This window comes from Pseudomonas sp. NIBRBAC000502773, from assembly GCF_006517195.1.
GTDB lineage: Bacteria > Pseudomonadota > Gammaproteobacteria > Pseudomonadales > Pseudomonadaceae > Aquipseudomonas > Aquipseudomonas marginalis.
Genome location: NZ_CP041189.1, coordinates 2297111 through 2319714, shown reverse-complemented (window position 1 = coordinate 2319714; position 22604 = coordinate 2297111). Strand labels below are relative to the sequence as shown.

Below are 22604 nucleotides of genomic sequence, written 5' to 3'. Positions count from 1 at the left end.
GAGGGTTTCAAGTGAACAAGTGGTGGATTCCAGCTATTACAGCTCTGGCTTTGCTCGGCGGTTGCTCCAGCGTGCAGCGCGGCTCTATTCCTGTGGTGGATTCGAGTACAGCTGTCTCCAATAATGACCGTATCTCGGCCAATGGCGGTTTCCGCCAAACCGTGACCAACCGTCCGGCCCAGGCTAAGCCTCAGGCCGTGCCGCAGGATTCGGGTGTGGTCGTGATGGTGCCGGGCGGCGGTGCTGCTGCCTCGGCGCCAATCAGTGCCGAGCCTTGGACGCCTGGGCCAAGCACCTCCGGGCCGATCGATGCCGCGCCGATGCAGACCGCGCCGATCAACCAGGGTACCTACACCATGCCGTCGACGCCGAGCGGCATTCCATCGTCCTCCAGCGCTGGCGGCTTGTCAGCCGACGAGCAATTGGACGGTCCGGTGCTGGCGTTGCTGACCACCGCGCAGCAACAGCAGGCGGGTGGTGACTTGAATGGTGCGTCATCCAGCCTTGAGCGTGCGCAACGTGTTGCTCCGCGCGAGCCGCAAGTGCTGTATCGCCTTGCCCAGGTACGCATGGCCCAGGGCGATGCGCCCCAGGCCGAACAATTCGCTCGTCGTGGTCTCACGCTGGCCAACGGTCGTCCCGACCTGCAAGCCAGCCTGTGGGCGTTGATCGGCGATGCGCGTGCGGCACAAGGTGACGCTGCCGGCGCTGCCCAGGCTCGGCAAAAAGCCAAGGTCAACCTCTGATGGATGCACGGTTTCCCGCGATTGCCGAACAGTTATTGCTGATCGAGCGCGAATTGCGCGTGCAGGGCTGGTGGGATGAGGTGCGCCCCAGTGCCGAAGCGCTCAGCAGTGTCGAGCCCTTTTCGGTGGATACCCTGGACTTCCACCAGTGGTTGCAGTGGGTCTTCCTTGTGCGCATGAAGCAGATTCTCGAGCAGGATCTGCCCTTGCCCAATGCTTCCGGGATCATGGAGATGGCCGAGATGGTCTATGCCGACCGGCCGCTCGAGAGCCTTGGTTTGCGCAATGCGCTGAAAAAGTTCGACCAACTGATCGTCGACGCTCGTTAATTGCCTGGCTGCCGGTTTTTCCGGCAGTCTTGCGCACATTTCTACCGCTTGACGACATTCAGGCGAGTTTTATCCCTCCTCAAAGCCCTTTCTTCTACGTTCTCATGCGCTTAGTTGGAAAAAAGCGCAATTATTGCTTGACTTGAGAGGCCTGAAACAGAAGAATCCAAAGTCCGCTGTATCGGGACTGCCAGAAGCAGGCCCGCTCAGCAGATCATGAGGCGCACATCCGCGCCGACCTGTTACACCCGCAACGCGTTACCTCGCGCTGGGTGGGAAAAGCCCGCAACACTTGGGACGATCCCAATACTTGCTCAGTCAGTGCTGACGTAGTCGGCGACCACCGTCGCTCATGCTCTGTTGAGAAGTAAACCTATTAAGACCCGTCGGTTTTCAACGGACGGTATTCTGGCGTTTTAGAGGTGAACAACGTGGAGCTTTTATCTGGCGGTGAGATGCTCGTCCGCTTTTTGCGTGACGAAGGCGTCGACTATATCTACGGGTACCCAGGTGGTGCTCTGCTGCATGTTTACGACGCACTGTTCAAGGAACCGGCTGTTACCCACATCCTGGTTCGCCACGAACAGGCCGCGACCCATATGGCTGACGGTTATGCCCGTGCCACCGGTAAAGCCGGTGTGGTACTGGTAACCTCCGGCCCAGGCGCAACCAATGCCATTACCGGCATCGCGACTGCTTATATGGACTCCATTCCGATGGTGATCATTTCCGGCCAGGTGCCAAGCACCATGGTGGGGACCGATGCGTTCCAGGAAACCGACATGATCGGTATCTCCAGGCCGATCGTGAAACACAGCTTCATGATCAAGCATGCGTCGGAAATCCCGGACGTCATGAAAAAGGCCTTCTACCTCGCACAGTCCGGTCGCCCGGGGCCTGTCGTGGTCGATATCCCGAAAGACATGACCAACCCGGCTGAAAAATTCGAATACGTTTTCCCGAAGAAAGCCAAGCTGCGCTCCTACAGCCCGGCCGTTCGTGGGCACTCGGGGCAAATCCGCAAGGCGGCAGAAATGCTCCTGGCGGCCAAGCGTCCCGTGTTGTACTCGGGTGGTGGCGTGATTCTGGGCGGCGGTTCTGCACCGCTGACCGAACTGGCCAAGCTGCTCAACCTGCCGGTCACCAACACCCTGATGGGCCTCGGCGCATTCCCGGGTACGGACCGTCAGTTCGTGGGCATGCTGGGCATGCACGGCAGCTACACCGCCAACCTGACCATGCACCACGCCGACGTAATCCTGGCAGTGGGCGCGCGTTTTGATGACCGCGTGATCAATGGCGCGAGCAAGTTCTGCCCGAATGCCAAGATCATCCATATCGACATCGACCCGGCGTCCATCTCCAAGACCATCAAGGCCGATGTGCCGATCGTAGGTCCGGTAGAAAGTGTATTGACCGAAATGGTCGCTGCACTCAAGGACATCGGCGAGACGCCGAACAAGGAATCCGTTGCCAGCTGGTGGAAGCAGATCGACGAATGGCGTGGTGACCGTGGCCTGTTCCCTTACGACAAGGGCGACGGCAGCATCATCAAGCCACAAACCGTGATCGAGACCCTCTGCGAAGTGACCAAGGGCGACGCCTTTGTGACCTCCGATGTGGGCCAGCACCAGATGTTCGCCGCGCAGTACTACAAGTTCGACAAGCCTAACCGCTGGATCAACTCCGGTGGCCTGGGCACGATGGGCTTTGGTTTCCCGGCAGCCATGGGAGTGAAGCTGAGTTTCCCGGACTCTGATGTTGCGTGCGTCACTGGTGAAGGCAGTATTCAGATGAACATCCAGGAGCTGTCGACGTGCCTGCAGTACGGTCTTCCTGTGAAGATTGTCTGCTTGAACAACGGCGTGCTGGGCATGGTTCGTCAGTGGCAGGACATGAGCTACGGTAGCCGTCACTCCCATTCCTATATGGAATCGTTGCCGGATTTCATCAAATTGGTTGAGGCTTATGGCCACGTTGGCATTCGCATCACCGATCTGAAAGATCTGAAGCCGAAGATGGAAGAAGCGTTCGCCATGAAGGACCGTCTGGTGTTCATCGATATTCAGGTGGATACCAGTGAGCACGTCTACCCGATGCAGATCAAAGACGGCTCTATGCGCGACATGTGGCTGAACAAGACGGAGCGTACTTAATCATGCGGCACATTATCTCCCTGCTTCTGGAGAACGAACCCGGCGCTCTGTCTCGTGTTGTCGGCCTGTTTTCGCAACGCAACTACAACATCGAAAGCCTGACCGTGGCGCCGACCGAAGACCCGACTTTGTCGCGCCTGACGTTGACCACCGTGGGCCACGATGAGGTGATCGAGCAGATCACCAAGAACCTCAACAAGCTGATCGAAGTGGTCAAGCTGGTCGACCTGTCGGAGAGTGCCCACATCGAGCGCGAGCTGATGCTGGTCAAGGTCAAGGCCACGGGTGCCCAGCGTGCCGAGATCAAGCGCACTACCGATATTTATCGCGGGCAGATCGTCGATGTGAGCGCCAGTGTTTATACCGTTCAACTGACCGGTACGAGCGACAAGCTGGACAGCTTCATCCAGTCGATCGGGACGGCCTCGATTCTGGAAACGGTACGCAGTGGTGTCACCGGGATTGCCCGTGGCGACAAAGTACTCAGCATCTAACCCAAATTAGCGAATGGCCTTACGGCCTGGATATATAGAGGAACCTCATGAAAGTTTATTACGATAAAGATTGTGACCTGTCGATCATCCAGGGCAAGAAAGTCGCCATCATCGGCTACGGCTCCCAGGGTCACGCGCAAGCTTGCAACCTGAAAGACTCCGGCGTTGACGTGACTGTCGGCCTGCGTAAAGGCTCGGCCACCGTTGCCAAGGCTGAAGCCCACGGCCTGAAAGTGACTGACGTTGCTTCCGCTGTTGCTGCCGCCGACCTGGTCATGATCCTGACCCCGGACGAGTTCCAGTCCGCGCTGTACAAGAATGAAATCGAGCCGAACATCAAGAAGGGCGCCACCCTGGCCTTCTCCCACGGCTTCGCGATCCACTACAACCAGGTTGTACCGCGCGCTGACCTCGACGTGATTATGATCGCGCCGAAGGCGCCGGGCCACACCGTACGCTCCGAGTTCGTCAAAGGCGGTGGTATCCCTGACCTGATCGCGATCTACCAGGATGCTTCGGGCAACGCCAAGAACGTTGCGCTGTCTTACGCTGCCGGCGTAGGTGGCGGTCGTACCGGCATCATCGAAACCACGTTCAAGGACGAGACCGAAACCGACCTGTTCGGTGAGCAGGCCGTTCTGTGCGGCGGTACCGTTGAGCTGGTTAAAGCCGGTTTCGAAACCCTGGTTGAAGCTGGCTACGCGCCGGAAATGGCCTACTTCGAATGCCTGCACGAACTGAAGCTGATCGTTGACCTCATGTACGAAGGCGGTATCGCCAACATGAACTACTCGATCTCCAACAACGCCGAATACGGCGAGTACGTGACTGGCCCGGAAGTCATCAACGCCGAGTCCCGCCAGGCTATGCGCAACGCCCTGAAACGTATTCAGGACGGCGAGTACGCCAAAATGTTCATCAGCGAAGGTGCTACCGGCTACCCTTCGATGACCGCCAAGCGTCGTAACAACGCTGCTCACGGTATCGAAGTCATCGGCGAGCAACTGCGCTCCATGATGCCGTGGATCGGTGCCAACAAGATCGTCGACAAAGCCAAAAACTAAGTCGTACGTATCAACAGAAAACGCGGCTTAGGCCGCGTTTTTTCGTTTGAGGGGCGGGTTCTGGTATAAAGCTGCATCGTTTGCGGGCGAACACTCGCCGCAAGTATTGGTCGAATTTTTTTCACACCGTTGCAAGGTAAAGTCCATGAGCGAACGTCCCGAAGAGCCAAGCCAGGCTTCTGACGCCGAAAGCCTGCTACCGATCGATGAACATGTCGAAGAAGGGCATGACGCTGAAGGCCGCAAGGTCCGGCATCGTGGCATCTATTTGCTGCCCAATCTGTTCACTACGGCAAACCTGTTTGCCGGGTTCTATTCCATCATCAACTCAATGAGTGCCCAAAGCGCCCTGGCGGCAGGTGATGCGGCGAGCGCCAGCAAGTATTTCGGCTTTGCTGCCATCGCGATTTTCGTGGCCATGGTGCTGGATGGCCTTGATGGTCGTGTGGCGCGCATGACCAATACCCAAAGCGCCTTCGGAGCCGAGTATGACTCGCTATCGGACATGGTTGCCTTTGGTGTTGCACCTGCACTGCTGGCCTTCGCCTGGGCGCTGGGTGATATGGGTAAGGTTGGCTGGATGGTCGCCTTCATCTATGTTGCGGGTGCGGCGTTGCGCCTGGCTCGCTTCAATACCCAGGTGGGGACTGCTGACAAGCGTTACTTCATCGGTCTGGCCAGTCCGGCAGCGGCGGGCGTGGTGGCGGGTATCGTCTGGGCGTTCAGCGACTACGGCATCCAGGGTTCGAAAATGTCGTTCCTGGTGGCGTTGATGGTTGCTGCGGCCGGTATGTTGATGGTCAGCAATATCAAGTACAACAGCTTCAAGGAGCTTGACCTCAAGGGGCGTGTACCGTTCGTGGCGATCCTGGCAGTGGTACTGGTGTTTGCGGTGGTCTTCAGTGATCCTCCTCGGATTCTGCTATTGGCCTTCCTGGTCTACGCCGCTTCGGGACCGATTCAGTACTTGCTGCATATGCGTCGGGACAAAACGTTGCCTTAATGTAATTTCCCCCATACTCCGCAGTCTATTGGTGCATCAGTTCTCCAATGCTGCGGAGTTGCCATGTTAATCAAATTGCCCAAAGCGTCCGATTGCCAAGAATCGGATGTCACGCCTGAATCCTTCTACCTTTCTCGCCGTAGCTTGCTCGGTGGTGCGCTTGCCGGCATTGCTGCCAGCAGCCTGCCGCGTTGGGCCAGTGCTGACGAGGCCGCGCGTTATCCCGATGTTGAGCCTGGCAAGGCGCCCAATTGGTTTGCCGAAAAATTGCCGGCAACGAAATGGCAGGCGGTGACGGTCAAGGATGAGTCCATCACCCCCTTCAAGGACGCAACTCACTACAACAACTTCTATGAGTTCGGAACAGACAAGGGCGATCCTGCGAAAAATGCGGGATCACTCAAGACCGAGCCCTGGAGTGTGGTGATTGATGGTGAGGTTGCAAAGCCGGGGCGTTACGCCCTTGAAGACTTCATGAAGCCCTATCAATTAGAAGAGCGGATCTACCGTTTACGCTGTGTCGAGGCGTGGTCGATGGTCATCCCGTGGATGGGTTTTCCGATCTCTGCCTTACTCAAGCAGGTTGAGCCGACCTCCAAGGCCAAATACATCCGCTTTGAAACCCTCCAGGATGCCAAGAGCATGCCTGGGCAGCGCTCGAGTTTTGGCTTGATTGACTGGCCATATGTAGAGGGGCTGCGTCTGGATGAAGCGATGAATCCTTTGGCGATTCTTGCCGTTGGCATGTATGGGCGCGAGTTGCCCAATCAGAACGGTGCGCCGTTACGTCTGGTCGTGCCCTGGAAATACGGTTTCAAGAGCGTGAAATCCATTGTGCGTATCAGTCTTGTGAGCGAGCAGCCAAAAACCACTTGGCAGAGTATCGCGGCGGATGAGTATGGCTTCTATGCGAATGTGAACCCTACGGTGGATCATCCCCGCTGGACCCAAGCGCGGGAGCGTCGTCTGCCAAGTGGGCTGTTCAGTCCCAATGTGCGTGAGACGCAGATGTTCAATGGCTACTCGGATGAGGTCGCCTCTTTATATACAGGCCTCGATCTGCGGAAGAACTACTGATGCGTTACCCCATCTGGCGCGTTGGCGTTTTTATAGCTGCGGCAGTGTGGCCGTTATTGTGGCTGTATGAGGCATGGAGTTTTGCCTTGGGGCCGGATCCGGGCAAGGTGCTGGTTGATCGGCTTGGCCTGGGTACCTTGATCCTCTTGTTGATTACCCTTGGAATGACGCCGCTGCAGAAGCTGAGCGGTTGGGCGGGGTGGATTGCCGTGCGCCGGCAGCTTGGATTGTGGTGCTTTGCTTATGTAGTGCTGCATTTGGCGGCGTACTGCGTGTTTGTCCTGGGGCTGGATTGGTCGCAATTGGGTGTGGAGTTGCGCAAACGGCCTTACATTATTGTGGGGGCGCTGGGGTTCTTGTCTTTGTTGGTGTTGGCGGTGACGTCTAATCGCTATAGCCAACGCCGACTGGGTAGTCGCTGGAAGAAACTGCATCGGCTGGTGTATGTGATTCTTGGGCTTGGTCTGTTGCACATGCTGTGGATCGTGCGGGCTGATCTGAAGGAATGGGTTATCTATGCTTCTATAGGTGCGTTGCTTCTGGTGCTGCGTGTACCGTCAGTGGCGCGCCGAATCCCCCGACTTATTACTAAAAAAGCACTCACTGCAACAAAAGCGTAATTAACGCTTGACCGCAGATTGTAGGCGTCTATAATTCGCCCCACTTCCGGCGCAGTCGAAACGTAAAACTCCTTGGTAAACAATGAGTTATGCAGAATAAGGCAGCGAATTGCTTCAGTTCATCGAAGCTCAGAAGGAGTTGGTAGGGTCGTGTTGTTTGACGCTATTAACGATTCGATCTTCTCGGTCGAAAGTGGAGAAAAGAGGTGTTGACAGCAGCGTGTAACGCTGTAGAATTCGCCTCCCGCTGACGAGAGATCGTAAGCGCAAGTGGTTGAAGTTGTTGAAGAAATCTTCGAAAGCTTCTGAAAATAATCACTTGACAGCAAATGAGGCTGCTGTAGAATGCGCGCCTCGGTTGAGACGAAAGCTCTTAACCAACCGCTCTTTAACAACTGAATCAAGCAATTCGTGTGGGTGCTTGTGGAGTCAGACTGATAGTCAACAAGATTATCAGCATCACAAGTTACTCCGCGAGAAATCAAAGATGTAACCAACGATTGCTGAGCCAAGTTTAGGGTTTCTTAAAAACCCAAAGATGTTTGAACTGAAGAGTTTGATCATGGCTCAGATTGAACGCTGGCGGCAGGCCTAACACATGCAAGTCGAGCGGTAGAGAGAAGCTTGCTTCTCTTGAGAGCGGCGGACGGGTGAGTAATGCCTAGGAATCTGCCTGGTAGTGGGGGATAACGTTCGGAAACGGACGCTAATACCGCATACGTCCTACGGGAGAAAGCAGGGGACCTTCGGGCCTTGCGCTATCAGATGAGCCTAGGTCGGATTAGCTAGTTGGTGGGGTAATGGCTCACCAAGGCGACGATCCGTAACTGGTCTGAGAGGATGATCAGTCACACTGGAACTGAGACACGGTCCAGACTCCTACGGGAGGCAGCAGTGGGGAATATTGGACAATGGGCGAAAGCCTGATCCAGCCATGCCGCGTGTGTGAAGAAGGTCTTCGGATTGTAAAGCACTTTAAGTTGGGAGGAAGGGCCATTACCTAATACGTGATGGTTTTGACGTTACCGACAGAATAAGCACCGGCTAACTCTGTGCCAGCAGCCGCGGTAATACAGAGGGTGCAAGCGTTAATCGGAATTACTGGGCGTAAAGCGCGCGTAGGTGGTTTGTTAAGTTGGATGTGAAATCCCCGGGCTCAACCTGGGAACTGCATTCAAAACTGACTGACTAGAGTATGGTAGAGGGTGGTGGAATTTCCTGTGTAGCGGTGAAATGCGTAGATATAGGAAGGAACACCAGTGGCGAAGGCGACCACCTGGACTGATACTGACACTGAGGTGCGAAAGCGTGGGGAGCAAACAGGATTAGATACCCTGGTAGTCCACGCCGTAAACGATGTCAACTAGCCGTTGGGAGCCTTGAGCTCTTAGTGGCGCAGCTAACGCATTAAGTTGACCGCCTGGGGAGTACGGCCGCAAGGTTAAAACTCAAATGAATTGACGGGGGCCCGCACAAGCGGTGGAGCATGTGGTTTAATTCGAAGCAACGCGAAGAACCTTACCAGGCCTTGACATCCAATGAACTTTCCAGAGATGGATTGGTGCCTTCGGGAACATTGAGACAGGTGCTGCATGGCTGTCGTCAGCTCGTGTCGTGAGATGTTGGGTTAAGTCCCGTAACGAGCGCAACCCTTGTCCTTAGTTACCAGCACGTAATGGTGGGCACTCTAAGGAGACTGCCGGTGACAAACCGGAGGAAGGTGGGGATGACGTCAAGTCATCATGGCCCTTACGGCCTGGGCTACACACGTGCTACAATGGTCGGTACAGAGGGTTGCCAAGCCGCGAGGTGGAGCTAATCCCAGAAAACCGATCGTAGTCCGGATCGCAGTCTGCAACTCGACTGCGTGAAGTCGGAATCGCTAGTAATCGCGAATCAGAATGTCGCGGTGAATACGTTCCCGGGCCTTGTACACACCGCCCGTCACACCATGGGAGTGGGTTGCACCAGAAGTAGCTAGTCTAACCTTCGGGAGGACGGTTACCACGGTGTGATTCATGACTGGGGTGAAGTCGTAACAAGGTAGCCGTAGGGGAACCTGCGGCTGGATCACCTCCTTAATCGACGACATCAGCTGCTCCATAAGTTCCCACACGAATTGCTTGATTCATTGAAGAAGACGATAAGAAGCAGCCCGAAATTGGGTCTGTAGCTCAGTTGGTTAGAGCGCACCCCTGATAAGGGTGAGGTCGGCAGTTCGAATCTGCCCAGACCCACCAATTTTGTGTGGGAAACGCCTGTAGAAATACGGGGCCATAGCTCAGCTGGGAGAGCGCCTGCCTTGCACGCAGGAGGTCAACGGTTCGATCCCGTTTGGCTCCACCACTACTGCTTCTGCGTTATGAAAGCTTAGAAATGAGCATTCCATCGGTATGATGGTGAATGTTGATTTCTAGTCTTTGATTAGATCGTTCTTTAAAAATTTGGGTATGTGATAGAAAGATAGACTGAACGTTACTTTCACTGGTAACGGATCAGGCTAAGGTAAAATTTGTGAGTGGCTCTTAATTGAGTATGATCGAATTTTCGGCGAATGTCGTCTTCACAGTATAACCAGATTGCTTGGGGTTATATGGTCAAGTGAAGAAGCGCATACGGTGGATGCCTTGGCAGTCAGAGGCGATGAAAGACGTGGTAGCCTGCGAAAAGCTTCGGGGAGTCGGCAAACAGACTTTGATCCGGAGATGTCTGAATGGGGGAACCCAGCCATCATAAGATGGTTATCTTGTACTGAATACATAGGTGCAAGAAGCGAACCAGGGGAACTGAAACATCTAAGTACCCTGAGGAAAAGAAATCAACCGAGATTCCCTTAGTAGTGGCGAGCGAACGGGGACTAGCCCTTAAGTGGCTTTGAGATTAGCGGAACGCTCTGGAAAGTGCGGCCATAGTGGGTGATAGCCCTGTACGCGAAAATCTCTTAGTCATGAAATCGAGTAGGACGGAGCACGAGAAACTTTGTCTGAATATGGGGGGACCATCCTCCAAGGCTAAATACTACTGACTGACCGATAGTGAACTAGTACCGTGAGGGAAAGGCGAAAAGAACCCCGGAGAGGGGAGTGAAATAGATCCTGAAACCGTATGCGTACAAGCAGTGGGAGCCCACTTTGTTGGGTGACTGCGTACCTTTTGTATAATGGGTCAGCGACTTATTTTCAGTGGCGAGCTTAACCGAATAGGGGAGGCGTAGCGAAAGCGAGTCTTAATAGGGCGTCTAGTCGCTGGGAATAGACCCGAAACCGGGCGATCTATCCATGGGCAGGTTGAAGGTTGGGTAACACTAACTGGAGGACCGAACCGACTACCGTTGAAAAGTTAGCGGATGACCTGTGGATCGGAGTGAAAGGCTAATCAAGCTCGGAGATAGCTGGTTCTCCTCGAAAGCTATTTAGGTAGCGCCTCATGTATCACTGTAGGGGGTAGAGCACTGTTTCGGCTAGGGGGTCATCCCGACTTACCAAACCGATGCAAACTCCGAATACCTACAAGTGCCGAGCATGGGAGACACACGGCGGGTGCTAACGTCCGTCGTGAAAAGGGAAACAACCCAGACCGTCAGCTAAGGTCCCAAAGTTATGGTTAAGTGGGAAACGATGTGGGAAGGCTTAGACAGCTAGGAGGTTGGCTTAGAAGCAGCCACCCTTTAAAGAAAGCGTAATAGCTCACTAGTCGAGTCGGCCTGCGCGGAAGATGTAACGGGGCTCAAACCATACACCGAAGCTACGGGTATCACGTAAGTGATGCGGTAGAGGAGCGTTCTGTAAGCCTGTGAAGGTGAGTTGAGAAGCTTGCTGGAGGTATCAGAAGTGCGAATGCTGACATGAGTAACGATAATGGGTGTGAAAAACACCCACGCCGAAAGACCAAGGTTTCCTGCGCAACGTTAATCGACGCAGGGTTAGTCGGTCCCTAAGGCGAGGCTGAAAAGCGTAGTCGATGGAAAACAGGTTAATATTCCTGTACTTCTGGTTATTGCGATGGAGGGACGGAGAAGGCTAGGCCAGCTTGGCGTTGGTTGTCCAAGTTTAAGGTGGTAGGCTGGAATCTTAGGTAAATCCGGGATTCTAAGGCCGAGAGCTGATGACGAGTTAACTTTTAGTTAACGAAGTGGTTGATGCCATGCTTCCAAGAAAAGCTTCTAAGCTTCAGGTAACCAGGAACCGTACCCCAAACCGACACAGGTGGTTGGGTAGAGAATACCAAGGCGCTTGAGAGAACTCGGGTGAAGGAACTAGGCAAAATGGCACCGTAACTTCGGGAGAAGGTGCGCCGGTGAGGGTGAAGGACTTGCTCCGTAAGCCCATGCCGGTCGAAGATACCAGGCCGCTGCGACTGTTTATTAAAAACACAGCACTCTGCAAACACGAAAGTGGACGTATAGGGTGTGACGCCTGCCCGGTGCCGGAAGGTTAATTGATGGGGTTAGCTAACGCGAAGCTCTTGATCGAAGCCCCGGTAAACGGCGGCCGTAACTATAACGGTCCTAAGGTAGCGAAATTCCTTGTCGGGTAAGTTCCGACCTGCACGAATGGCGTAACGATGGCGGCGCTGTCTCCACCCGAGACTCAGTGAAATTGAAATCGCTGTGAAGATGCAGTGTATCCGCGGCTAGACGGAAAGACCCCGTGAACCTTTACTATAGCTTTGCACTGGACTTTGAATTTGCTTGTGTAGGATAGGTGGGAGGCTTTGAAGCGTGGACGCCAGTCTGCGTGGAGCCAACCTTGAAATACCACCCTGGCAACTTTGAGGTTCTAACTCAGGTCCGTTATCCGGATCGAGGACAGTGTATGGTGGGTAGTTTGACTGGGGCGGTCTCCTCCTAAAGAGTAACGGAGGAGTACGAAGGTGCGCTCAGACCGGTCGGAAATCGGTCGTAGAGTATAAAGGCAAAAGCGCGCTTGACTGCGAGACAGACACGTCGAGCAGGTACGAAAGTAGGTCTTAGTGATCCGGTGGTTCTGTATGGAAGGGCCATCGCTCAACGGATAAAAGGTACTCCGGGGATAACAGGCTGATACCGCCCAAGAGTTCATATCGACGGCGGTGTTTGGCACCTCGATGTCGGCTCATCACATCCTGGGGCTGAAGCCGGTCCCAAGGGTATGGCTGTTCGCCATTTAAAGTGGTACGCGAGCTGGGTTTAGAACGTCGTGAGACAGTTCGGTCCCTATCTGCCGTGGACGTTTGAGATTTGAGAGGGGCTGCTCCTAGTACGAGAGGACCGGAGTGGACGAACCTCTGGTGTTCCGGTTGTCACGCCAGTGGCATTGCCGGGTAGCTATGTTCGGAATAGATAACCGCTGAAAGCATCTAAGCGGGAAACTAGCCTCAAGATGAGATCTCACTGGGACCTTGAGTCCCCTGAAGGGCCGTCGAAGACTACGACGTTGATAGGTTGGGTGTGTAAGCGCTGTGAGGCGTTGAGCTAACCAATACTAATTGCCCGTGAGGCTTGACCATATAACACCCAAGCAATTTGCGTCGAAAGGCCAGATTGCGGTGTGTGAAGACGCAATGAACCGAAAGTTCGAGATCTTACAAAACACCGACAGCTGTCACATACCCAATTTGCTGAAGCGAGGCCAGCTGGCCACGACTCAGTACCCGAATTTCTTGACGACCATAGAGCATTGGAACCACCTGATCCCATCCCGAACTCAGCAGTGAAACGATGCATCGCCGATGGTAGTGTGGGGTTTCCCCATGTGAGAGTAGGTCATCGTCAAGATTAAATTCCGAAACCCCATTTGCGAAAGCAGATGGGGTTTTGTTTTGGGCGGTCGAAAAGTGCGAAGAAGCGCCTCGGGAGGGGCTTCAGTGCTAAAGTCCATGCCCTCGATTTTGCTTTTCCCAAGGAAGCCGTTATGCCGGATGCGACGTCCCTCAGCGCTGGATTCATGGTGGTTCACGGCAACCGCTTGGACGAACTGCGCAGCCTGGTGGTGAGTTGGATGCGCCGTTATCCCCTGGCGCCTCTGGAAAACGAAATCGCCTTGGTACAAAGCAACGGCATTGCCCAGTGGCTCAAACTGGCCTTGGCTGAAGACCCGCAAGACGACGATATGGGAGGCTGCGGAATTGCCGCCGCCATCGATGTACAGCTCCCCGGCAGCTTCATGTGGCAGCTCTATCGCATGGTCCTGGGACGTGACGAAATCCCTCCAAAATCCCTGCTCGATAAAGCCCCGCTCACTTGGCGCCTGATGCGCCTGCTCCCGGAACTCATTGATCAACAGCATTTCGAGCCGTTGCAACGTTTCTTGACACACGACTCCGATCTGCGCAAACGCTACCAACTGGCGGAACGACTGGCTGACCTGTTCGACCAATACCAGGTCTACCGCGCTGACTGGCTGGAAGACTGGGCTGCCGGCCGCCATCAATTGCGTAACGGTCGAGGCGAGTCAAAGCCACTCAACCCTGCCAATTGTTGGCAAGCCGAGTTATGGCGCGCGCTGTTGTTGGACGTCGGTGAAGAGGGCATGGCCGAAAGCCGCGCCGGCGTACACCAGCGCTTTATCGAACGTATCAATGCGCTTGAGCAAGCGCCGAAGGGGCTGCCTTCCCGGGTGATTGTCTTCGGGATTTCTTCCTTGCCCGCCCAAGCGCTGGAGGCGCTGGCCGGCTTGGCCCGTTTCAGCCAAGTCCTGCTGTGCGTGCACAACCCGTGTCGCCACCATTGGTCCGACATCGTGGCCGACAAAGACCTGCTGCGTAACGAATACAAACGCCAGGCGCGCAAAGCCGGCATGCCCGTTACCATCGACCCACAAACCCTGCACCAACACGCCCATCCGCTGTTGGCTGCCTGGGGCAAACAAGGTCGCGACTACATCAGCCTGCTGGACAGTTACGACGATCCCAACAGCTACCGCGCCGCTTTTCGCGATGGTCGAATCGACCTGTTCAGCGACAGCGAGCCCACCACACTGCTCAACCAGCTTCAGGACGATATCCTCGAACTGCGCCCGCTCAATGAGACTCGGGAACAATGGCCGGCTGTCGATCTGGAGCGTGATACATCCATCCGCTTCCACATTGCCCACAGCGCCCAACGCGAAGTGGAAATTCTCCATGACCAATTGCTCCAACGCTTCAGTGCCGACCCCACGCTTCGCCCAAGGGACATCATCGTCATGGTCCCCGACGTCGACAGCTACGCGCCGCATATCCGCGCGGTATTCGGTCAGCTGGACAGAATCGATCCCCGCTTTATCCCCTTCACCCTGACCGATCAAGGCCAGCGCGGCCGCGATCCTCTGCTGATCGCCGTTGAACACCTGCTCAAACTCCCCGACAGCCGCTTCCCCGTCAGCGAAATCCTCGACCTGTTGGATGTCCCGGCCTTGCGCGAACGCTTCGCTATCAAGGAGCGCGATCTACCTACGCTGCATCGCTGGATTGAAGGCGCCGGTATCCGTTGGGGGCTCAACGCCGAGCAACGTGCGGGGCTCGGTCTGCCGAGTGAACTGGAACAAAACAGTTGGCGATTCGGTCTTCGCCGTATGCTTCTAGGCTACGCCGTCGGCACCGGTGCAGCCTGCGAAGGCATTGAGCCTTACGACGAAATCGGCGGGCTTGATGCGGCCTTGATCGGCCCGCTGGTCGCTTTGCTCGATGCTCTCAGCGATGCCCATCAAGCGCTGTCACAACCCGCGCCGCCCCACGAATGGGGTGAGCGTTTGCAACGCCTGATGCAACTCTTCTTCCTACCCAGCAGCGAGCACGACGACTACCTGCTGGGTCAGCTTGAGCAACTCAGGGAAACCTGGTTGGAAACCTGCGAGTCCGTCGGCCTGCAGGATGAGTTACCGCTTACCGTAGTCCGCGAAGCCTGGCTGGCCGGCCTGGATCAAGGCCGTCTGTCCCAGCGCTTCCTCGCCGGAGCTGTCAATTTTTGCACCCTGATGCCCATGCGCGCCATCCCCTTCAAACTCGTCTGCCTGCTCGGCATGAACGATGGCGATTACCCACGCGCCCAACCACCGCTGGATTTCGACCTGATGGGCAGCGACTACCGTCCCGGCGACCGTTCGCGCCGCGAAGACGACCGTTACCTGCTGCTCGAGGCCCTGCTGTCCGCCCGCGACCAGCTCTATATCAGCTGGGTCGGCCGTAGCATCCGCGATAACAGCGAGCGCCCGGCCTCTGTACTCATCGGCCAACTGCGCGACCATATCGCCAGTGGCTGGCACAACGCACAAGAAACACCGCTACTGGACGCGATGACCCAGGAACACCCGCTCCAACCCTTCAGCGCCCGTTACTTCCACGAAGGTGATGCGCTGTTCAGCTACGCCCGCGAATGGCAGTTACTCCACGAAGCTGTGGATAACGTTCCCAAAGAGGATCAACTGGCGCAGTACCAACAGGAAGAGCCCCTGAGTCTCGGCCAGTTGCAGGACTTCCTGCGCAACCCGGTCAAACACTTCTTCAGCCAGCGTCTGAAAGTGTTCTTCGAAGCCGCCGAAGTACCCTTGGCCGATGAAGAACCCTTCGTGCTTGACGCGCTGCAACGCTACAGCCTGAGCGACAGCCTGTTGAACGCTGCGCTGTCCCAGCCCGAACACCTCGACCAGGCCCTCAACGCCCAGGCCCTACGGCTGCAAGGCAGTGGCCTGTTGCCAATGGTCGGTTTCGGCGAGTGCCTGCGCAACGAACTCATTGAGCCCCTGCCTGACTTGTTGCAACGCTACCAGCAGTTGCTGGCTCTCTGGCCAACGCCACACACTGCCGCAGAGCCGATCAGTTTCGAGCATCAAGGTATAGCGCTGGAAGGCTGGATCAGCGGCCTGCATCGACGCAGTGATGGCGGATTGCTGAGTGTCACCACCATCCCCAATAGCATCGGGTCGATCAAAACGCGCAAATGGCATCGCCTGATTCGTCCTTGGGTCAATCATGTGGTGGCCTGCGCCTGCGGTATGTCGTTGAGCACGGGGTTGGTGGCCAGCGACGATACGTTGCTACTGGCCCCGCTTGATCAGCCCATCGCCCGGGAAATCCTCGGCAACCTGCTGTTGGCCTGGCACAGCGGCATGAGAGAACCGCTGCCGGTAGCCGTCAAAACCGCCTTCGCCTGGCTCAGCCAGACCGATCCGGTCAAAGCCCACGCCGCCGCAAGCAAAGCCTATGAAGGTGATGGCCTGACCACCGACGGCGAGCGTCGCGAAACCCCGGCGCTCACCCGACAGTTCCCCGATTACGCCGCCCTGGTCGCCAGCGAAGAGTTCGAAGGCTGGTGCGAAACCTTGTATCGACCGCTCATCAACGCCCCATGGCGATCACTCACAGGCGAGGAGGCCGGCCCATGAGCAGCAAACCCTTGGCCCTGGCCTTCCCGTTGAATGGCAGCCAGCTGATTGAAGCCAGTGCCGGCACCGGCAAAACCTTCACCATCTCCGCCTTGTACCTGCGTCTGGTCCTTGGCCACGGTGATAGTGAGTCCGGTTTTGGCCGTGAACTGCTGCCGCCGCAAATCCTCGTGGTGACCTTTACCGATGCCGCCACCAAAGAGCTGCGCGAACGCATCCGCATTCGTTTGGCCGAAGCTGCACGTTTCTTCCGCGAAGAGATTGAACAGCCCGACGCGCTGATCGCCGACCTGCGTGCGCAATACCTCCCCGAGCAATGGCCCGCCTGTGCCAACCGCCTGGACATCGCCGCCCAGTGGATGGATGAAGCGGCGGTTTCCACGATTCACAGTTGGTGCCAGCGCATGCTGCGCGAACACGCGTTCGACAGCGGCAGCCTGTTCACCCAGACCCTGGAAACCGACCACAGTGACCTGCTCGGCGAAGTGCTGCGCGATTATTGGCGACTGTTCTGCTACCCGATGCACGACGACGCGCTCAACTGGGTACGCAGCAACTGGGGCGGCCCGGCAGCGTTGATGCCACGCGTGCGCGCACTGTTCGGCAGCGAACGGCCGACGGATGAAACCCGCGAACCCGCCGAGTTGATCAACGCTTGCCTGCAAGAACGCCGTGAAGCGTTGATAAACATCAAGGCTCCCTGGCAACAATGGGCCGCCGAGTTGCGCGATATCTGTCTGCAAGCCGTAGCCGCCAAAGCCGTCGACGGCCGCAAGATGCAAGCGCGTTACTTCGAGCCCTGGTTCGAAAAGATCAGCGCCTGGGCCGCTGACGAAACCCTCGAGCAACTGGACATCGGCACCGGGTTCACCCGCCTCACCCCCGACGGCATGGCCGAAGCCTGGAAGGGCGACCCGCCGCAACACCCCGGCATCGACGCCATGGCCGGCCTCAAGGCCGCCCTCGACGCGCTGCCAACCCCCGACGCGGCGGTGTTGCAACACGCTGCCGGTTGGGTGGGCAAGCGCTTCGAAGAAGAAAAGCGCCGTCGCGCCGAAATGGGCTTCGACGACATGCTGATCCGCCTCAACGCCGCCCTGCAGGCCGATGGCGGCGAGCGTCTGGCCAGTGTGATCCGCGAGCAGTTCCCGGTGGCCCTGATCGACGAGTTCCAGGACACCGACCCGGTGCAATACAGCATCTTCGACAGTATTTACCGCATCGAAGAGAACCACCTCGACAGCGGCCTGTTCCTGATTGGCGACCCCAAGCAAGCCATCTACGCCTTCCGCGGCGCCGATATCTACACCTACCTGCGCGCGCGCAAATCCACGCTCGGCCGTCATCACACCCTGGGCACCAACTTCCGTTCCAGCCATGCGATGGTCGAGGCGGTGAACCACGTGTTCCTGCGGGCGGAAACCGGCCGCGGCGCGTTCCTGTTCCGGGAGTCGAACGGCGACAACCCGGTGCCGTTCCACCCGGTGTTGTCCCAAGGCCGCAAGGAAAAACTGCAGGTCGACGGCCAAACGTTGCCGGCGCTGAACCTGTGGCACCTGCCCACCGACCAGCCGGTTTCCAACGCGGTGTACCGCCAACAACTGGCCGGCGCCTGCGCCACCCGGATTGTCGAATTGCTCAACGGCGGGCAGCAAGGTACGGCCGGTTTCCTGCAACCGGATGACAGTTTCAAAGGTGTACTGCCGTCGGACATCGCCATCCTCGTGCGCGACGGCAAGGAAGCCCAGGCCGTGCGCGCCGAGTTGGCCGCCCGTGGCGTGCGCAGCGTGTACCTGTCCGACAAGGACTCCGTCTTCGCCGCCCAGGAAGCCCATGACCTGCTCGCCTGGCTCAAGGCCTGCGCCGAGCCGGACGTCGAGCGGCCGCTGCGGGCGGCCCTGGCTTGCGTCACCTTGAACCTGTCATTGCCGGAACTGGAGCGTCTGAACCAGGACGAACTGGCGTGGGAAAGCCGCGTGATGCAGTTCCGAGGCTACCGCACGATCTGGCGCACCCAAGGCGTGTTGCCGATGCTGCGTCGCCTGCTGCACGACTTCAAACTGCCGCAAACCCTGATCGCCCGCAGCGACGGCGAACGTGTGCTGACCAACCTGTTGCACCTCAGCGAGTTGTTGCAACAAGCCGCGTCGGAACTGGACGGCGAACAGGCGTTGATCCGCCACCTGGCCGAACACCTGGCGTTGTCCGGCCAGGCCGGCGAAGAGCAAATCCTGCGCCTGGAAAGTGACGAGCAACTGGTCAAGGTGGTGACCATTCACAAATCCAAGGGCCTGGAGTACGACCTGGTCTTCCTGCCTTTCATCTGCTCGGCCAAGCCGGTCGACGGCAGTCGCCTGCCGTTGCATTACCACGATGAACACGGCAAATCCCACGTCAGCCTGCGCCCCACCGCCGAGTTGATCGCCCAGGCCGACGATGAGCGCCTGGCCGAAGACCTGCGTTTGTTCTACGTGGCCCTGACCCGCGCCAAACATGCCTGCTGGCTGGGCGTTGCCGACCTCAAGCGTGGCAACAGCAGCAGCTCGGTACTGCACCTGTCGGCGCTGGGTTACTTGCTCGGCGCCGGTGCGTCGTTGAGTGAGTCTGCCGGCCTCGCGCGTTGGCTGCTGGATCTGCAGGACGGCTGCCCGGCCATCCACTACGCCCCTGTGCCCGACGCCCAGGACATCCTGTTCCATCCGCCGCGCAACACTGCCCATTTGCTCGCGCCCTTGTTACCCAAGCGCAAGGCCGCCGAGAACTGGTGGATCGCGTCCTACAGTGCCTTGCGCATTGGCGACAGCATGAGCGTCGCCCACCTCGAAGCGCCCGAAAGCCCACAGGCGCAAAAGCTGTTCGATGACGAACGCCTCGATCCCGACGCACCGCGTGACGTGGCGGCGTCCGGCGCAGACATTCACCGTTTCCCACGCGGTCCGAACCCCGGCACCTTCCTTCACGGCCTGCTGGAGTGGGCCGGGGAAGAAGGCTTCAACGTGACCTCCCAAGCCATCGAACACGCCGTAGGCGCGCGCTGCAATCGCCGCAACTGGGAAGGCTGGATCGTCACCCTCAGCGACTGGCTGGGCCATCTGCTGCACACGCTGCTGCCGGTGGATAACGACCAGGTCGCCCTGAGCGACCTGCAGCACTACCAGATCGAAATGGAGTTCTGGTTCGCCAGCCATAAAGTCGACGTGCTCGCCCTCGACAAGCTGGTGTGCCAGTACACCCACAACGGTGTGTCCCGCGTCGCCGCCGAAGCAGTGCTGCTCAATGGCATGTTCAAGGGTTTTATCGACCTCACCTTCGAACATGACGGCCGCTACTACGTGGCCGACTACAAATCCAACTGGCTCGGTCCTGACGATTCGGCCTACACCCAGGAAGCCATGGAACAGTCGATCCTCGAGCACCGCTACGACCTGCAATACGTGCTTTACCTGCTCGCGCTGCATCGCCAACTCAAGGCGCGCCTGCCGGACTATGACTACGACCGGCATGTCGGCGGCGCGCTGTACCTGTTCCTGCGCGGCACCCAGGCTGCCAGCCGAGGGGCGTTTTTCACCCGGCCGCCACGGGACCTGATCGAAGGCCTGGACCTGCTGTTCCAGGGCAAGCCCATCCCGCCCAAGGCTGAGCCTGCCTGGGAACAAGGAGTGTTGTTATGAGCCTGTCGCCGTTACCGCTTGAGGCGTTAGCGCCCTTGAGCCGCGCCGCCGACCTGGTGAGCCTGCTGGAGCGTTGGGTTGATCGGGGGTGGCTGCGGGCGTTGGACAAGGCGTTCGTGGGCTTCCTGCACGAGCTTGATCCACACGCGGACCCCTTGGTGCTCCTGGCGGCGGCGCTGACCAGCCATCAACTCGGCCACGGCCATGTGTGCCTGGACCTGTTCGAAACCCTCAACGCGCCGGATTTTGCTCTGTCCCTGCCGCCCGAAGGCGACCTGCAAAGCGGCGCCATGCTGCTGCCGTCGCAGTTGCTCGACGGCCTTGATGGCGCCCGCTGGTGCCACGCCCTGGCCGCCAGCCCGTTGGTCGCCCTGGCGGTGGACGGCAGCGAATCGGCACACAGTCGTCCCTTGGTACTGTCGGGCAAACGCCTGTACCTGCGCCGCTACTGGACTTATGAACGACGTATCGACAGCGCCTTGCGCCTGCGTCTCGCCACCCAGGAACGCGTCGCCGCCGATTTGCCCCAGCGCTTGAATGGCTTGTTTGACCAACCGGCGCCCGATGGCGTGATCGACTGGCAGAAACTCGCCTGCGCCCTGGCCACCCGCGGTGCATTCAGCATCGTCACCGGCGGCCCCGGCACCGGCAAGACCACCACCGTGGTACGCCTGCTCGCGCTGTTGCAGGCGCCGGCCGTTGAGTCCGGCAACCCGCTGCGTATCCGCTTGGCCGCGCCGACCGGTAAAGCCGCGGCGCGTTTGACCGAATCCATCAGCCAGCAAGTGCTGTCGCTGACAGTGCCGCAAAGCGTGAAGGAAAAGATTCCGACCCAGGTCACCACGGTCCACCGCTTGCTGGGCAGTCGCCCGGGCACTCGGCACTTCCGCCATCACCTTGGCAACCCGTTGCCCCTGGATGTACTGGTGGTGGACGAAGCCTCGATGATCGACCTGGAAATGATGGCTAACCTGCTGGATGCGTTACCGCCCCACGCGCGCCTGGTGCTGCTGGGTGACAAGGACCAACTCGCCTCGGTGGAGGCCGGCGCCGTACTCGGTGATTTGTGCCGCGACGCCGAAGCCGGCTGGTACAGCCCCGACACCCGCCAATGGCTGCAAACCGTTAGCGGCGAAGACCTCAGCGCCAGTGGCCTGCACGAAGACCTCGATGGCAGCCATCCCTTGGCTCAGCAAGTGGTGATGCTGCGCTACTCACGGCGTTTCGGCGAAGGCAGCGGCATCGGCCAACTGGCGCGCTGGGTCAACCAGCAAAACGCCGACGAGGCGCGCAAGCTGCTGGCCGCGCGCAGCCACAGCGACCTGTTCTGCGTCAGCCTCAAAGGTGAGCACGACCACGCCCTGGAGCGCCTGGTGCTGGACGGGCAGGGCGACGGCGCCCAGGGTTATCGCTATTACCTCAACCTGCTGCACAGCGCGCGCCCCACCGTCGACACCCCGCGCGATGACCTCGCCTGGACCCACTGGGCCCAGCAACTGCTGCAAGCCTTCGATGCGTTCCAACTGCTCTGCGCCGTGCGCAAGGGGCCTTGGGGTGTGGAAGGCCTGAACCTGCGCATCACGGCCGCCTTGCGCAAAGTGCGGCTGATCGAGGGGGATGAGCAATGGTACGAAGGCCGTCCGGTGTTGATGACGCGCAACGATTATGGCCTGGGCTTGATGAACGGCGATATCGGCATTGCCCTCAAACTGCCTGAAAGCGACGGCGGCCCCCAGGTGCTGCGGGTGGCTTTCCCACGTAACGATGGCCAGGGTGGCGTGCGCTTTGTCCTGCCCAGCCGTCTCAATGATGTGGAAACCGTGTACGCCATGACCGTGCACAAATCCCAGGGCTCGGAGTTCACCCACACCGCACTGATCCTGCCGGACGCCCTGAACCCGGTGCTCACCAAAGAGTTGATCTACACCGGCATCACCCGCGCCAAGCGCTGGTTCAGCCTGATCGAACCCCGTGGCGGGGTTTTTGAAGAGGCCGTGCGCCGCAAGGTCAAACGCTTGAGTGGGTTAATGCTGGAGTTGGGTCAGGAGTCAGAAATATCTGACGCTGTGCTATCGTTGCGGCATCACCCCGAAAACACCTGAG

At 58.0% G+C, this 22604-nt stretch carries 11 protein-coding genes, 2 tRNA genes and 3 rRNA genes; all 16 read left to right on the top strand.

Annotated features, from left to right (window positions below; translation table 11 throughout):
• Positions 1-11: 11 nt before the first annotated feature.
• Positions 12-746: a M48 family metallopeptidase gene (locus NIBR502773_RS10685; RefSeq protein WP_141156014.1), complete on the top strand. Its 735-nt coding sequence runs from the start codon at positions 12-14 to the stop codon at positions 744-746.
• Positions 746-1075 (top strand): YqcC family protein, encoded by a 330-nt coding sequence (locus NIBR502773_RS10680; RefSeq protein WP_065938260.1) that lies wholly within the window; start codon positions 746-748, stop codon positions 1073-1075. The genes NIBR502773_RS10685 and NIBR502773_RS10680 overlap by 1 nt, the downstream gene beginning before the upstream one ends.
• A 431-nt stretch (positions 1076-1506) precedes the next feature.
• Complete coding sequence (locus NIBR502773_RS10675) at positions 1507-3231, top strand: acetolactate synthase 3 large subunit (RefSeq protein WP_027605397.1); 1725 nt, start codon at positions 1507-1509, stop codon at positions 3229-3231.
• 2 nt (positions 3232-3233) lie between these two features.
• The gene (gene ilvN / locus NIBR502773_RS10670) at positions 3234-3725 is read left to right on the top strand and encodes an acetolactate synthase small subunit (RefSeq protein WP_003176102.1); all 492 of its coding nucleotides are present in this window, start codon (positions 3234-3236) and stop codon (positions 3723-3725) included.
• Positions 3726-3772: 47 nt separating this feature from the next.
• Positions 3773-4789: a ketol-acid reductoisomerase gene (ilvC, locus tag NIBR502773_RS10665; protein WP_003176099.1), complete on the top strand. Its 1017-nt coding sequence runs from the start codon at positions 3773-3775 to the stop codon at positions 4787-4789.
• Between the two features lie 145 nt (positions 4790-4934).
• Positions 4935-5792: a CDP-diacylglycerol--serine O-phosphatidyltransferase gene (gene pssA / locus NIBR502773_RS10660; RefSeq protein ID WP_027605398.1), complete on the top strand. Its 858-nt coding sequence runs from the start codon at positions 4935-4937 to the stop codon at positions 5790-5792.
• Between the two features lie 63 nt (positions 5793-5855).
• Positions 5856-6869, top strand: coding sequence for a protein-methionine-sulfoxide reductase catalytic subunit MsrP (gene msrP / locus NIBR502773_RS10655; RefSeq protein WP_141156013.1), 1014 nt, complete (start codon positions 5856-5858; stop codon positions 6867-6869).
• Positions 6869-7489: a protein-methionine-sulfoxide reductase heme-binding subunit MsrQ gene (gene msrQ, locus NIBR502773_RS10650; RefSeq protein ID WP_141156012.1), complete on the top strand. Its 621-nt coding sequence runs from the start codon at positions 6869-6871 to the stop codon at positions 7487-7489. The genes msrP and msrQ overlap by 1 nt, the downstream gene beginning before the upstream one ends.
• A gap of 544 nt (positions 7490-8033) precedes the next feature.
• A 16S ribosomal RNA gene (locus tag NIBR502773_RS10645) occupies positions 8034-9570 on the top strand.
• 82 nt (positions 9571-9652) lie between these two features.
• Positions 9653-9729 (top strand) — tRNA-Ile (locus tag NIBR502773_RS10640).
• A gap of 30 nt (positions 9730-9759) precedes the next feature.
• Positions 9760-9835: transfer RNA gene (locus NIBR502773_RS10635), tRNA-Ala, on the top strand.
• 249 nt (positions 9836-10084) lie between these two features.
• A 23S ribosomal RNA gene (locus NIBR502773_RS10630) occupies positions 10085-12976 on the top strand.
• Positions 12977-13128: 152 nt separating this feature from the next.
• A 5S ribosomal RNA gene (rrf, locus tag NIBR502773_RS10625) occupies positions 13129-13244 on the top strand.
• The 16S, 23S and 5S rRNA genes sit together here with 2 tRNA genes alongside, the layout of an rRNA operon.
• Positions 13245-13380: 136 nt before the next feature.
• Positions 13381-16830, top strand: a complete 3450-nt coding sequence (gene recC, locus NIBR502773_RS10620) for an exodeoxyribonuclease V subunit gamma (protein WP_141156011.1) — start codon at positions 13381-13383, stop codon at positions 16828-16830.
• Positions 16827-20501 carry an exodeoxyribonuclease V subunit beta gene (recB, locus tag NIBR502773_RS10615; protein WP_141156010.1) on the top strand — a complete coding sequence of 1225 codons (3675 nt, stop codon included), beginning with the start codon at positions 16827-16829 and terminating at the stop codon, positions 20499-20501. The genes recC and recB overlap by 4 nt, the downstream gene beginning before the upstream one ends.
• Positions 20498-22603 (top strand): exodeoxyribonuclease V subunit alpha, encoded by a 2106-nt coding sequence (gene recD / locus NIBR502773_RS10610; protein ID WP_141156009.1) that lies wholly within the window; start codon positions 20498-20500, stop codon positions 22601-22603. The genes recB and recD overlap by 4 nt, the downstream gene beginning before the upstream one ends.
• Position 22604: the final 1 nt, after the last annotated feature.